This is a genomic window from Phreatobacter sp., assembly GCF_052440005.1.
Lineage (GTDB): Bacteria > Pseudomonadota > Alphaproteobacteria > Rhizobiales > Phreatobacteraceae > Phreatobacter.
Window position 1 is genome coordinate 17,586 of record NZ_JBQVQL010000059.1, and the last position, 13,423, is coordinate 31,008.

At 65.6% G+C, this 13,423-nt stretch carries 10 protein-coding genes; 4 read left to right on the forward strand and 6 right to left on the reverse strand.

Annotated features, from left to right (window positions below; translation table 11 throughout):
* Positions 1-156: 156 nt before the first annotated feature.
* On the reverse strand, positions 157-2,148 hold the full coding sequence (locus ACT6XY_RS14910) for a putative bifunctional diguanylate cyclase/phosphodiesterase (protein ID WP_444749114.1): 1,992 nt from the start codon (positions 2,146-2,148) through the stop codon (positions 157-159).
* A gap of 515 nt (positions 2,149-2,663) precedes the next feature.
* Between ACT6XY_RS14910 and ACT6XY_RS14915 the strand changes: the two genes are divergently transcribed.
* On the forward strand, positions 2,664-2,993 hold the full coding sequence (locus tag ACT6XY_RS14915; protein WP_444749115.1) for a hypothetical protein: 330 nt from the start codon (positions 2,664-2,666) through the stop codon (positions 2,991-2,993).
* Positions 2,994-3,080: 87 nt separating this feature from the next.
* Positions 3,081-5,183, forward strand: a complete 2,103-nt coding sequence (locus ACT6XY_RS14920; protein WP_444749116.1) for a tetratricopeptide repeat protein — start codon at positions 3,081-3,083, stop codon at positions 5,181-5,183.
* A gap of 73 nt (positions 5,184-5,256) precedes the next feature.
* On the opposite strand, the gene ACT6XY_RS14925 is transcribed toward ACT6XY_RS14920, so the two are convergent.
* The 4 genes from ACT6XY_RS14925 to ACT6XY_RS14940 are packed head-to-tail and all read right to left on the reverse strand — an operon-like array spanning position 5,257 to position 10,441.
* Entirely contained in the window at positions 5,257-6,966 is a 1,710-nt protein-coding gene (locus tag ACT6XY_RS14925; RefSeq protein ID WP_444749117.1) for an ABC transporter ATP-binding protein, read from the reverse strand.
* Positions 6,963-7,790: an ABC transporter permease gene (locus tag ACT6XY_RS14930; RefSeq protein WP_444749123.1), complete on the reverse strand. Its 828-nt coding sequence runs from the start codon at positions 7,788-7,790 to the stop codon at positions 6,963-6,965. Before ACT6XY_RS14930 ends, ACT6XY_RS14925 begins: the two co-directional genes overlap by 4 nt.
* Positions 7,790-8,782: an ABC transporter permease gene (locus ACT6XY_RS14935; protein ID WP_444749118.1), complete on the reverse strand. Its 993-nt coding sequence runs from the start codon at positions 8,780-8,782 to the stop codon at positions 7,790-7,792. The genes ACT6XY_RS14930 and ACT6XY_RS14935 overlap by 1 nt, the downstream gene beginning before the upstream one ends.
* 60 nt (positions 8,783-8,842) lie before the next feature.
* Positions 8,843-10,441: an ABC transporter substrate-binding protein gene (locus tag ACT6XY_RS14940; protein ID WP_444749119.1), complete on the reverse strand. Its 1,599-nt coding sequence runs from the start codon at positions 10,439-10,441 to the stop codon at positions 8,843-8,845.
* Positions 10,442-10,621: 180 nt separating this feature from the next.
* On the opposite strand from ACT6XY_RS14940, the gene ACT6XY_RS14945 reads away from it, so the two are divergent.
* A complete protein-coding gene (locus ACT6XY_RS14945; protein ID WP_444749120.1) occupies positions 10,622-11,554 on the forward strand; it encodes a LysR substrate-binding domain-containing protein in 933 nt (310 codons plus the stop codon).
* A gap of 80 nt (positions 11,555-11,634) precedes the next feature.
* Positions 11,635-12,636, forward strand: a complete 1,002-nt coding sequence (locus ACT6XY_RS14950; protein ID WP_444749121.1) for a D-cysteine desulfhydrase — start codon at positions 11,635-11,637, stop codon at positions 12,634-12,636.
* Between the two features lie 202 nt (positions 12,637-12,838).
* Here the strand turns inward: ACT6XY_RS14950 and ACT6XY_RS14955 are convergent.
* Positions 12,839-13,423 (reverse strand): glutathione S-transferase family protein (locus tag ACT6XY_RS14955; RefSeq protein WP_444749122.1); only part of this gene is annotated, 585 nt, incomplete at its 5' end.

A 13,423-nucleotide genomic window follows, 5' to 3' on the forward strand; every position in this document is an offset into this window, starting at 1 on the left:
CTGGCGTCCGAGCCATTAAACGTCGGGACGTCAGCTCAATGTGCGCCCGACCGGCTGGTCAGCCGCGAAGCGGGCTGAATGGGCCTGGTTTTGCGGAGACGAGCTGGCTGAGGAGGCGCCGCCCGACATGAATGACAAGGTTCCTGTCGCCCGGTCTCAGCCTGCCGCCAAGCGGTGGTCGCCACCGAGCTTCGATGCGCTCGGGTAGCCGCCGATATAGGCCTGGAGAAACGCGGCCTCGAGAGGTTTGGAGTAGTAGTAGCCCTGAACCAAAGCACCGCCGAGCTGCCGCAGGACGTCGAGTTCCGCCGATGTTTCGACGCCCTCGATCACGCAGTCCAGCTTCATGTCGCGGCTTAACGCGACCAGCGACTTCACGATGTTGTAGCTGACGGTGTCCTGCTCAATCCGCGCGATGAAGCTGCGGTCGATCTTGAGCTTCGTCAGCGGCAGGGAGTGAAGGCGCGAGAGGCTCGAATAGCCGGTCCCAAAATCATCAATGGAAATGCCGCAACCGAGGTCACGCAATTGACCGACGGATTTCTGGACCTGGGCGGGATCGAAGGCGAAGGCGGTCTCGGTGATCTCCAGATCGAGGCGGCGCAGGTCGAAGCCGGACTGTCCGATGATGGCGATGATCTTGAGAAGGTTCTCGGGCGAGCCGAGGTCCTGAGCCGAAAGGTTGAAGGCGAGGCGCATGTGTCCGGGCCAGGTCCTGGCCTCGGCGAGCGCCTTCTGCAGCAGGTCGCAGGTCAGGCGTGAGACAATACCGGCGCGCTCGGCGACGGGGATGAACTCGCCGGGAGACACGGCCCCCAAGACCGGACTGTTCCAGCGCGCCAGAGCCTCGAAGCCGATGGGGGCCTCCGTCCGCACCTCGATGATGGGCTGGTAGACAACCTTCAGCTCCGCTTCAAAATCCGCTGACCGAAGCGCCTGTTCGATCATTGCGTGGCGGCGGATCGCGTCATGGTGAGATTCGGAGAACATCACCACGGAGCCGCGGTGCCCGCGCTTGGCCTGATAGAGCGCGTAGTCCGCCCTTTGCATGAGATCGTCAACGGAACTGGTGGAGAATGCCCTGGCGATGCCCAGCGAGCCCGATACCTGGACCATCGCGCCAACCAGATCGATGGCGCGCGTCAGGGAACCGCACAGCTCCCTCCCCCACGCGAGAAGTTTGGCCTCGTCCGCCGACGTCAGGAGGAAGGCGAACTCGTCACCGCCGAGGCGCGCCAGGTGGACGCCGTGGGCAGCGCAGACGGCTTCCATGCGCCGACTGACCTCCTTGAGAAGCCTGTCGCCGATCCCGTGGCCATAGGCGTCGTTGACCGGCTTGAAGCCATCGAGATCGAGGATACCGACGGCCAGACCCTGGCTTTCGGTGTTAGCCCCGTAGGCTTTTTCCAGTCGGGCGAAGAACGCGCGGCGGTTCGGCAGGTCCGTCAGGCTATCGATGTTGGCGAGGCGAAAATTCTCGTCGCTGAGCGAGACGGCCTCCGCCCGTGCCTCCACCATGTGCGTGAAGTGATTGTAGTTGATGTTCAGGATCACGAGCATGGCGAACGACACCAGGACGACGTTGACCGCCGATGCGACGAAGGTGGCCTCGCCCGAGCTGATGAAGAAGCCGACGAAGAGCCCGTTGACGATCACCGCGACGATCAGGGCGGCCGCTCGCAGATGCATCAGGCAGAAGATGCAGCTGATGACCGTGATGGCCATGTAGAATGCCACATGGGCCTTGGTATAGGCGGTGCCATAGCCGGACAGCGCGAGCGCCCATCCCGCAAAGACCAGCGAGATGACGACCGCGAGCCTCAGCGTCCGCAGCAGTTCGGCCCGGATGCGGTTCGGCGCCGGCTCTCCGTGACGCTGCCGCCACCACATCGCGATTCGCAGGACACTCACCACGGTCATCAGGCCGGGAATGCCCATCGTAAGCCACACCGGCGCGTAATCGACGTGGGTGGTCGCCAGCGCCCATGTATTGGTCATGAGAATGACGTACATGAGCGGCACCTGGCGCGAGAATGCGCGGTGCTGGGCTCGCAGAAGATCGGGATTGTCGGTCAGCGACCAGAGGCGGAAGAACTGCGAGGCCAGGCGCCGGAAGCCGCTTGTCGAGGCCTGCTCTACGTCCACCATGTCCCACTCCTTGGCCGTTGCCCGTCCGGGTCCAGCTCGGAGAGGCTTGCGGTTCGCCACAGACGCAGAGCAACTGAGAGATTACCCGGTTACCCTAAAAACCACTTCCCTAACGAAGGGTGAGGAGCAGCCTCCCAGGCGACGACGGCAGCTATAAATTTGTCGAACGCAACGCGCATCTGCGCGCAAACCGGTGAATCCGGCCTGCAACACGCCGGGCGGTACCGGGGCTTCTGCTGATTCCGCACCGAAATGATCCTTATTCGTGAGAAACAGGCTTGCGCCTTCCGTTTCGACTTTCCCATCTGGATTGCTCACCGTCGGCGCGGGGTCCGGTCATCTGAGGCAAAGGTTGGCGAGAGGGGTTGGCATGCCCGCCGGTGAAGCCCAGGGCCATGCCTTCCAAACCGGACTCAACCGCAAGCGGGTTGTCGCGCGCCCGCACGCCATCGGGGTCCAGGTCCTTGCCTGCCCGTCGATCTTATGGCTCACTGAGCTACCCAAATGGAGGTTGTATGATGAAGTCTGCAGTCGTGATGGCAGGACTTTGCGCCGGGTTGATCGTCCCTATGACCACGTCGCCGTCGAGCGCGGCAGGTTGCGGGGGCTATGTGAACGTCTGGATTTCCGGCTGCGCCCCTTGGGACAGCAATCCCCGCCGCATGCCGGGCGCGCCCGGCTACGTCGCGCCGCGCAACACGGCGCCCGTCATCGTCGCGCCCCAGCAACGCATCCTCGTTCAGCCGGCTGCCGGCAACAGATTCATCAGCACCAACGGCTCCACCCTGATCAGCAACAACCGCAGCGGCGTGATTTCCGACTACGGTCTCGGCACGCGCCGATGACGCTCGCGGAGGCATTCTTTGGTCGGCAGCCGCTGTCCGCGCGCGGCTGATGCCGCCGCCGCCACACGACCACAGGGAACGTCACCCATGCGCATCGCCACAGCCGCCCTTCTGTCCGCCCTCGCCTCCTCGGCGGCTGCGCAAGACAGGTTCGAGCCCCCTCCGTTTCCCCCGGGATGCACGTCGCCCTCCGCGCCGTGTCCCCTGCTCGACTTCACGCGCAGCGCGCTCAGCCCTGCCCTCGGTGGCGTGACCCTCACCCCGGCGCAGGGGCAGCCCAATCTGTTCCTCGCCACGACGACCGACCGGACGCTGCCTTCCTTCCGATTGATGTGGATCGAGGAACGGTCGATCTCGCCGGACTGGGCGTCGAGCAATTTCCAGCGTGGGCTGCAGCAGCCTGGCCGGTTGTGCGTGAGCCGGCCGTTGGGACAGCCGACGCGGACCGGGCAGAGCTTCGCAATCAATTGCGCAGGAGGGACGAGCCCGGAGATCCAGGTCTTTTTTCACGCTGCGCAAGGCACCCAGCGCACCGCAGTGCTCGTGCTGCTCGCGCCGCTGCAGAACGGCCCCGCGCTGCTCGCCCTGGGCGGACGCATGGCCGCGGCGCTCGCCGGAGGACCGGTAGCGCCGCCCGTGGCCCAGACACCACCGGCCTACGTCGCTCCGCCGCACTATGCGCAGCTACGCGCCGACTGTGCCGACCCTTCCGACGTTGGGCGCCAGATCGCCGGCTGCGACGCCGTTCTGGCGAACCCGAGCGAACAGAACAACTACGGCATCGCCACCAACAACCGTGGAGCGGCATACGAGCGAAGCGGCGATTTCGTCCGGGCGCGTGCCGAATATGAGCGTGCCGTCGCGCTCGACCCGTCCTACATCGTCGCGCAGATCAACAGGGCCCGGATGCTCGCCCACGCCGGCCGGCACGACGAGGCGCTACAGGCGTTCGATCGGGTCATTGCGAGGGAAGACGGTGGCTGGGCGCGGCTGGAGCGCGGCCGGGTGCACGCCGCCCGCAACGACCTGGCCCGCGCGCTCGCCGACCTCGACGAGGCGGTGCGACTGATGCCCGGCGATGCCGAGGCCGTCGGCGAGCGCGATCGTGTGAGAACGGCTCAGGCCGCCGCGCCGCCGCCAGTTTCCGCTCCACGCAACCCGATGGAATCCGCGATCCTCGGGCAAACCCTGGCCCGGCCCTATGTCGGCGCGGCACTGCTGCGCGCCCCTCTCGGCCCCCTCCCCGGCGGCGACGCGCTTCTGGCCTACACGCGCGAGCTGCTCGCGCCGGCCTTCACGAACCTGACGCTGAGAGCTCTGTCCAATCCTCTGGCGTTCTCTGGCGAGGCGCCGGGCCTCCCGCGCCTCACTCTGCGGTGGTGGGACTTTCAAGACTCCAGCTCGGCCGAAATCCAGATCGACGCTTTCGGACGCGAACTCAACGGCGGCTGCCAGGTTCGCAGAATGCTCGCGGAGCGGCCCGGTCAGGACGCATATGCCGCGATCTATGGCACGGTTTGCCCGACACTCGATCCACCTTACCACCTCTGGTGGCTCACGGCGAAGGACCGCGACCGCAGCAGGCTTTTGCTCGTCGCCGCGCCGACGGCGGATGCGGCGGCGCTGCAAGCCGCCGGTGACGGAATGCTGGCGGCGCTCGGCATGCTCCGCACGGGCGCCGCCCCGTCGGCACCGGTGGTGGCCGCTCCAAGCCCCGCGGCGCAGCCACACCGCGTGGCGCCGGCCGGTCCCGATCTCGGCGGGCTCGCCGAGGCCTTTCTGCGCCTGCGGACCGGCGGTTCCGCCAACGCGGCACCTCAAGACCTGCAGCGGCCGGCGGCGAACGTCGCGAGCATCCGGACTGCGGCGGCGGGCAGCATGCCCGCGGGCCGCAATGTCGTCACCGCTGAGAGTTGCTCGCGGGTGATCGAGAGGATCGTGCTGGACGGCTCAACCGATCCTGTTGACTACGAGACGATCTACGATCTGGCCGCCGTCCGCCGGCTCTTCTCACGCGAGGACCGGAGCATCAGGGTCCAGGTCGGCGTCTACGGTTCGCTGCAAACCCGCTCGCAGGCGGCTGTTCCCCTCGCGATCGAAGCTCCGAATCTGCTTCGCGAGGGAGCGAACAGCCATCGCTGGTTCGATCGACTGCTCCAGCTTGCAGAACGCTTCTGCGCAGGCGGCTGAGCCGTCCCGGTTTCGCCGGACAACAGCATCCGGATTGCGGCTGCGACCTCTTCACAGGCCGCGATTGCAACGCCTATCGACCATCGGCCTTGGTCTGCTGCCAGATCCGGCCGGGCACCGACGACAGCAACGTGCGCGTATAGTCATGCCGGGGATCGGCGAAAATCTCCGCGGTCATGCCCCGCTCGACGATCGCTCCGCTCTTCAGCACCACGATCTCCTCACACACATGGGCCGCAACGCGCAGATCATGGGTGATGAAGAGCATCGTCAGGCCAAGCTGACGCCTGAGGTCGTCGAGCAGGTCGAGGACCTGCTTCTGGACCGAAACGTCAAGGGCCGAAACCGGCTCGTCAGCGATCAGGATATCCGGCTTGACCGCCAGTGCCCTGGCAATACCGATCCGCTGCCGCTGCCCGCCTGAGAACTCATGAGGGTAGCGCTCGGCGGCCTTGGCCTCGAGCCCGACCAGTTCCAGCAGCTCCTGTGCCTGTGCCATCGCAGCCTCCGGGCTTTGGCCCTGGAGAATGGCACCGCGGGCGATGATGTCGCCGACTCGCGTACGCGGATTGAGAGAGGCAAAGGGATCCTGAAACACCATCTGGATCCGGGATCGAAGCGGACGCCAGGCACTGCGGCTGAGTCCGACAATCTCGTTTCCGCCGACAAGAGCAGAACCGGCGTCGGCCTGCTCGAGGCCGATCAGACAGCGGGCGAGAGTGGACTTGCCTGACCCGGATTCCCCGACGAGGGCAACCGCACTGCCGCGCCGGATGTCGAGATCCACCCTGTCGACAGCTTTCACCGCGGCCCGCCGGCCCTGCCCCATGGCGGGGAGCAGCCGCTTCAGCCATGGCAGGCCGGCGCCTCGCCGACCAAAGGTCTTTTCGAGCCCGCGGACGGTCAGGATCGGCTCCGCAGGCATATCCGCTGCAGGAACCGGGCGCTTGCGGGGCACCAGGCTCGGCACGGCGTCGATCAGCGCCTTGGTATAGGGATGCTGCGGCCTGTTCATCACCTCGTCGACGGACCCGTATTCCACCAGTTCGCCGAACCGCATGACGGCCACGCGGTCCGCGATCTCCGCCACCACGCCAAAATTGTGGGTGATGAACATCAGTGCCGTGCCATGCCTCGTCTGGAGATCCTTGAGCAGGGTCAGGACCTGGGCTTCGGTGGTGACATCCAGCGCGGTCGTCGGTTCATCGGCGACGATGAGTTTGGGCTCGAGCACGAGGCTCATGGCGATCATCACGCGTTGGCGCTGGCCGCCCGACAGCTCATGCGGGTAGGCGTCGACAATGGACGTGGGATCGGGAAGCCGCACGTCGTCGAAGGTTGCGATGACGCGCCGGCGTCGCTCGGCCTTGCTCCAATCGGTATGGACCTCGAGGATCTCGTCGATCTGACGTCCCACGGTCATCAGCGGATTGAGGGATACCATGGGTTCCTGGAACACCATGGCAATTTGCCCGCCGCGGATCTGGCGCATGCGAGGAGCATCGGCCCTGGCCAGATCCTCGCCGGCGAGCAGGATTTGGCCGCTGGCGATCCGCAGATGCGGCTCGGGCAGGATCCGGAGGATCGACCGCGCCATCACGGATTTCCCGGAGCCGGATTCGCCGACGACGCAGAGCGTTTCCCCTCGACCGACCGTCAGCGACAAGGATTTCACGGCCAGGGGCCGGTCGGCCCAGGCCGGCAGGGCGACGGACAGGTCACGGATCTCCAGGACGGGTTCGGCGGCACAGGCAGCCGGTGCTTCAGACGAGGATCCCGTCATGGCGTGCGCAGCCTCGGGTTGAGGGCGTCGTTCAGGCCTTCACCCACCAGGTTGATGCTCAGCACCGTCAGAAGGATGGCAATGCCGGGGATCGCGACAAGCCACCAGGAGTCGCGCAGGAAGCTTCGGCCCGCCCCGATCATGAAGCCCCAGCTCATGAAGTTGGGAGCCCCCAGACCCAGAAACGAAAGAGCGGATTCGGTCAGGATGGCCGTGGCAACCAGGAGGGAACCGGTGACGATCAGCGGCGACAGGGCGTTGGGAAGGATCTGCCGGAAGAGGATCACGCCATCGCGCTCTCCCAGCGTGATGGCGGCCTGGATGAACTCGCGTGACCGCAGCGACATGACCTCGGCGCGCACGATGCGGGCGATCGGCGGCCAACTGACCGTCGCGATCGCCACGACGACACTCGTGGTCGAGGGAGACAGAACCGCGACCAGCAGGATGGCGAAGATGAAGGACGGGATCGTCTGGAAAAACTCGGTGAGGCGCATCAGCAGGTTGTCGACGCGCCCGGCATAGAAGCCCGACAGGGCACCGAGCAGCCCACCGAAGGCGACGGCCGCGACGGTCGCGACGACGGCGATGAGGAGTGTCGTGCGGGCACCGTGGACGAGACCGGACCATACGCTTCGGCCGAGAGAATCCGTCCCGAACACGAAACCGTCGAGCGGACGCACGAAAGGACGGCCGGAAATCGCGAAGGGGTCGAGCGGCGCAATCAGGGGCGCCGCCAGGGCGCCCACCACGACGAGCGTCAGCCAGATCAGTCCCAACAGGACCCGCGGGTTGCCGAGGAAGCGCATCCGGAACGAGGACATCATGACTGCCCCCCGACGCGGATCCGGGGATCGAGGAGGACGTAGATCACGTCGACGACGATGTTGACGATCACGACGAGGCAGGCGGAGAGGAAGAAGATCCCCAGGAGCAGGTTGAAGTCGCGGGCGAAAAGCGACTGGTAGGCGAGCTGGCCGAGGCCGGGCCAGGCGAAAACGGTCTCAACGACCACGGAACCGCCCAGAAGCGCGCCGACCTGCACACCCGCCATCGTGACCACCGGCAGCATGGCGTTCCGCAAGACGTGGCGCAGGGTGATCGCGCGTTCCGTCAGGCCCTTTGCCCGCGCCGTCGTCGCGTATTCCGCGCCCCTCTGCTCAAGCACGGTGGCCCGCATCAGCCGCGTGTAGAGCGCAAGGTAGAACAGGGACAGGGTGATGGTCGGCAACACCAGGTGATGGGCAATGTCGACCACGCGCGCCCAGCCTTCGTTGAAGGCAACGACATCCTCCATGCCCGAAGTCGGGAACCAGTTGAGGCGGATGGAGAAGACCAGGATCAGCATGAGCCCGATCCAGAAGAGCGGCGTGGCATAGGCGATGACGGCAGCGATGGAGATCAGATGATCGCGCCAGGTCCGCACACCGAGCGCGGCAACCACACCGAGGATTACGCCACCGCCGACGGAGATGATCAGCGTCGCCCCCATGAGGAGCAAGGTCGGCCAGAGGCGGCCAAGGATCAGCTCGAGCACCGGGGCATTGTTGCGAAACGAGAACCCCAGATCCAGCAACAGGATGTTCTTGAGGTAGAGCCCGAGCTGGACCAGCACGGGTTTGTCGAGCCCGAAACGGGCCCGCAGTTGCTCGACATATTCCGGCGGCGCCCCTCCGGCCTCGCCCGCGAGAACCGTGGCGGCATCGCCCGGCGCCAGTTGCAGCAGCAGAAAGTTCAGGACGACGACGCCGAGAACGACCGGTATCGCCTGAAGGAGCCGGGTCAGGATGAACCGGGCCAGTCGCATTCCACGCATGTCGCCCCTCCCCCGGCTGCGGCGGCGCCTCGTCAGGCGCCGCCTTCACAATCGTGGTGGCTATTCGCGCCAGGCGCGGTCGAAGGATGAGAACAGACCCAGCGGGCTCACGATCACGTCGCGGTAACGTCGGTCGAGGACGGTGGCGAAGCTGATTTCATGGGTCCAGGCCAGCGGCGCGGCCGCGACGACGATCCTCTGGACCTCTGCATAGAGTTCGGCCCGCTTCTTCGGATCGGGCTCGATCGTTGCCCGGTCCATCAGTTCGTCCGCCCGCGGATCGCTCCAGCGCACACCATTCACGAACACGGTGCCCGGCCGGATGAAGCGCGAATGGAAGGCCCTGTGCACCCCGAGGACCGGGTCCGCCAGGTTGAACAGATGGTTGGACGAAACCTCGTAGTCGTAATCGGTGTAGATGCGCTTCAACCAGGTCGCGACATCCTCATAGCGCAGGTTGGCCTTGATGCCGATGCGGGCGAGAGCCTGCTGGGTATACTCGCCGAACCGCCGCCATTCCTCGCCGTAGGGCGTGATGTCGTGGGTGATCTCGAACCGGACGCCGTCGGCCCTGCGCGGGAAACCGGCCTCATCGAGCAGCCGGTTGGCGCGCTCGATACCGTCGGGCACGTTGTAGTTCGTCACATCGGCGCTGTAGAGGCCGGTCGGCGCGAAGTTCGAGCTGATCGGACCATTCGTCGGCTTGCCGAAACCGAACCAGATATTGTCGATCACGAACTTGCGGTCGATGGCATAGGAGATCGCCTGCCGGACCTTGGCGTTGTCGAAAGGCGCCCTGCGGGTGTTGAACATCAGTTCAACCACCGGGGACAGCATTTCGTAGCCCCGCGTGACGATCTGGATGTTGGGAAGCGCCTCGAGTTTCTTGACGTCGTTGTAGGGCACGGCCCCGAAGCCGGCGATGTGGGCCTCGCCCCTTTCGAGCGCCGCGGCCCGCGTGCCGGTGTCGCCGATGAAGCGCACCACGATCCGGTCGAGATAGGGCAGGCCCGGCTTCCAGTAATCCGCATTGCGGTCGAGGCGGACGAACTCGCCGCGACGCCATTCGACGAACTTGAACGGCCCCGTGCCGATGGGCCTGTTGGCGTTCTGATGGGTGCGGATATCACCCTGGCTGAAGACATGTTTAGGCAGGATGGGCGACTCATAGCCCGACAGCGCCGCCATCATGTAGGGCGCGGGGCGGTTCAGGCGAAACACCACGGTCTGGGCGTCAGGCGTGTCGATCGCCGTGACTTCGGCGAAGGTATTGATCCCGCGGGGATGAACCTTCTTCAGCACCTCCATGAACGTGAACTGCACGTCGGCGCTGGTCATGGGCTGACCGTCGTGGAACTTCACGCCAGACCGCAGCCGGAAAGTCACCGTCTTGCCGTCGGCCGATACCGTCCAGGATTCGGCGAGGCTCGGGATCGGCTTCAGGTCGAAATCATATTCGAGAAGACCGTCATAGATCTTTGACGCGACCTGCCCGACGGGATTGGCCGTCGAGATGTAGGAGCCGAGGGAGGGCGGCTCGGGCTGCGTGATCTGCACCAGCGTACCGCCGCGACGCTGGGCGAGCGCCGGGTCGCTGGCCAGGGCGAGCGCGGCCCAACCCAATCCGACGATGAGACCAAGATTTCTGACAAGGCGCATCACATTCCTCCCAGCGAACCTGAACGCCCGTCAAACCAACGGGGCAGTTATCCCGACGCGGCAAGCTTGCGGCAGGCTCCCGGTTCCTGCCATTGCTCATTTTCGAGACGTTATGCACGATGTGCATGACCGGAAGCGGGCGGCGAGCCGTCGCCTCACCCGGAGAACGGCGAGGACGTCATGGAGATCGGTTGGCTGGAGGATTTCATCAGCCTCGCTTCGAGCGGCAACTTTTCGCGGTCGGCGGAGGAGCGCAACATCAGCCAATCTGCCTTCAGCCGGCGCATTCGTGCCCTCGAGCATTGGCTGGGCACGGACCTGATCGATCGGTCACGCTTTCCGACCACGCTGACGCCGGCGGGCCATTCCTTCTACCAGACAGCCCTCGACGTGGTTCGCGTCCTGCAGCGGGAGCGGGCGGAGTTCCGTGGCCTCGTCAAACGGGACGCCCGAACCATCCGGATCTGCGCGACCCATACCCTCGCGATCCATTTCGCACCGACGTGGATCGCGGCCCTGCGCCAGGCCGACAGCGCGGGCGAACTCAATGTGACGATGATGACCGCTGACCTCCACGACTGCGGCCAGGCTCTGATGGAAGGCGCCTGCGACCTGGTTCTGGCCTTCAACACCAGCACGGTTCCCTCGATGTTCGGAATGCCGCGGTTCGAGGCGGCCAACATCGGTGCCGATGTGGTCATCCCGGTCTCGGCGGTCCGCCACGACGGATTGCCACGCCATGCGATCGACGCGGCGCTCGACGAGCCCTTCCCGCTCCTGGCCTATTCCAACAATTCCTATCTGGGTCGCCTCGTGGGGTCTGCGCTGGAGAGCTGGGACCTCACCCGACGGGCGCGTCCATCCTTCGAGAGCTCGCTGGTCGAGGCCCTCAAGGGTATGGCCCTCGCGGGGGAAGGGATCGCCTGGCTGCCGCGATCGGCCATCGCCTACGAACTCGCAACAGGACGGATGGCCGCTTGCGCGCCTCACGGCGAGTACGACCTCCCGGTCGAGATCAGGGCCTACCGAAGGGCCGAGCGCGAGCGCTCGGTTGTCGAACATGTCTGGCGGGCCATGACGGTCCTGCCCAAGGATCATGCAATTTCTGCATAAGCCTTGTGCAATTGGAATTTCTAATGGCGAGGTGGCGGGGCTAGCCTTGCCGGACTGGATTTCCAACAGGGTGGCTCCCGATGCTCCTCCAATCTTTCCCCCGTGTCAGCCTGTCGCACGCGCCGACCCCGCTGGAGCCGCTCGATCGGCTGCGAGCGGCGATCGGTGGTCCTCGCCTGTGGATCAAGCGCGACGACTGCACGGGTCTGGCTCAGGGCGGCAACAAGGCGCGCAAGCTCGAATTTCTCGTGGCCGATGCGCTCGCGAAGGGGTGCGACCTGCTGATCACGCCGGGAGCCGTCCAGTCGAACCACGTGCGCATGACCGCTGCCGCGGCCGCGCGGTTCGGCTTGAAGTGCCATGCCGTCCTCGAACGTCGCGTGCAGGAAACCGACACGGATTACGAAGAGAACGGCAACGTGCTGCTCGATGAACTCTTCGGCTCCACACGCAGCTATGTCCCGGGTGGCAGCGATGTCGCGGCCGCTTGCGCGGCGGCGGCAGAAGACTTCAGGGCAAAGGGCGCCAAGCCCTATGTCATTCCCGGTGGTGGCTCGAACCCGATCGGCGCGCTCGGCTATGTGGCCTGTGCGATGGAACTGATGGCTCAGGCGAGCCAAATAGGGGTCAACGTCACGCGCCTCGTCCACGGGACAGGCAGTTCCGGCACCCAGGCTGGCCTCGTTGCCGGCTTTGCGGCCATGAGAAGTCCCATTGCCGTCTACGGCGTTTCGGTCCGTCAGCCGCGCCAGAAGCAGGAAGAGATCGTCTTTGATCTCGCATGCCGCACCGCCGACCATCTGGGGCACAGTGGCGTGGTCAAGCGCGAACATGTCTTCGCCGACGATGGCCATGTCGGCCCCGGCTATGGCCTGCCGACCCAGGGCATGGTCGACGCACTGACCCTGGTGGCGCGAACGGAAGGAATTCTCCTGGATCCGGTCTACAGCGGGAAGGCCATGGCGGGAATGATCGCTGCCATCCGCAAGGGCACGTTTGGTGACGGTGAGGACATCGTCTTCCTGCATACCGGTGGCTCGACCGCCCTCTTCGGCTACAAGCACCTTTTTTTGAAGGCATAGCCCGCGGGTCGTGTCCCGCGGGGGTCATTCAACTCGGACCGCATCCTCAGGTACAGTGAAATGCCGGTCTCGAGCGCAGAGCCGAGAAGCAAGCCGAAGGCAGGGATGGCGTGCCCAGGATGGCAACCGCCCACATCCACGGCACACGACATCTCGCGCTGAGTGGCCGCCACATTCGCCGAACGGACCAAGCTAGACAGCCCTATCCCACCGGCACCGTCGCCTTCATGGACGGCCGCGCGGCAAAGCCCTCGTACCAGGCGGCAAGCCGCGCGTTGCCGTCGCGCCAGCCGATGTCGGGGAAGCGGAAGTCGAGGTAGCCGAGCGAGACGCCGGCGGCGATCGTGCCGATGTCGACACGGCTTTCCAGATGGCCGATCCACGCGTCGGAATAGGCCTTCACGGTCGTGTGGATTTTGGTGATCTGCCCCTTGTGCCAGTCGGTCCAGCGCAGCGCCTCGGGCCGCGCCACGGTCTCGTAGCGCGCGAGCAGGGCGGCATCGAGCATCTCGTCGGCAGCCGATTGCAGCACCAGCGCCTTCCAGCGCTCGGCGCCCGAGCCGGGGAACAGGGCCGGCGCGCTGCCGATGGAATCCAGGAACTCGCAGATGACGCGGCTGTCGTAGATCGCCATACCGTCGTCGGCAACGAGGGTCGGCACCTTGCCGGTGGGGTTGTGCGCCTTGATCGAAGCGTCCTGGTTGATCGGGTGGGCGGCCGAGCCGAGCTTTTCGATCTGGCCGTCGATGCCGCGCTCGATGGCGCAGACCATGACCTTCCGGACGAA

Bases quoted from the DNA above. Each gene is read 5' to 3' on its own strand.
- ACT6XY_RS14945 (WP_444749120.1), top strand. From the start codon at position 10,622: ATGGAGATCGGTTGGCTGGAGGATTTCATCAGCCTCGCTTCGAGCGGC.
- ACT6XY_RS14920 (WP_444749116.1), top strand. From the start codon at position 3,081: ATGCGCATCGCCACAGCCGCCCTTCTGTCCGCCCTCGCCTCCTCGGCG.
- ACT6XY_RS14930 (WP_444749123.1), bottom strand. From the start codon at position 7,790: ATGTCCTCGTTCCGGATGCGCTTCCTCGGCAACCCGCGGGTCCTGTTG.
- ACT6XY_RS14935 (WP_444749118.1), bottom strand. From the start codon at position 8,782: ATGCGTGGAATGCGACTGGCCCGGTTCATCCTGACCCGGCTCCTTCAG.
- ACT6XY_RS14915 (WP_444749115.1), top strand. From the start codon at position 2,664: ATGATGAAGTCTGCAGTCGTGATGGCAGGACTTTGCGCCGGGTTGATC.
- ACT6XY_RS14950 (WP_444749121.1), top strand. From the start codon at position 11,635: ATGCTCCTCCAATCTTTCCCCCGTGTCAGCCTGTCGCACGCGCCGACC.
- ACT6XY_RS14925 (WP_444749117.1), bottom strand. From the start codon at position 6,966: ATGACGGGATCCTCGTCTGAAGCACCGGCTGCCTGTGCCGCCGAACCC.
- ACT6XY_RS14940 (WP_444749119.1), bottom strand. From the start codon at position 10,441: ATGCGCCTTGTCAGAAATCTTGGTCTCATCGTCGGATTGGGTTGGGCC.
- ACT6XY_RS14910 (WP_444749114.1), bottom strand. From the start codon at position 2,148: ATGGTGGACGTAGAGCAGGCCTCGACAAGCGGCTTCCGGCGCCTGGCC.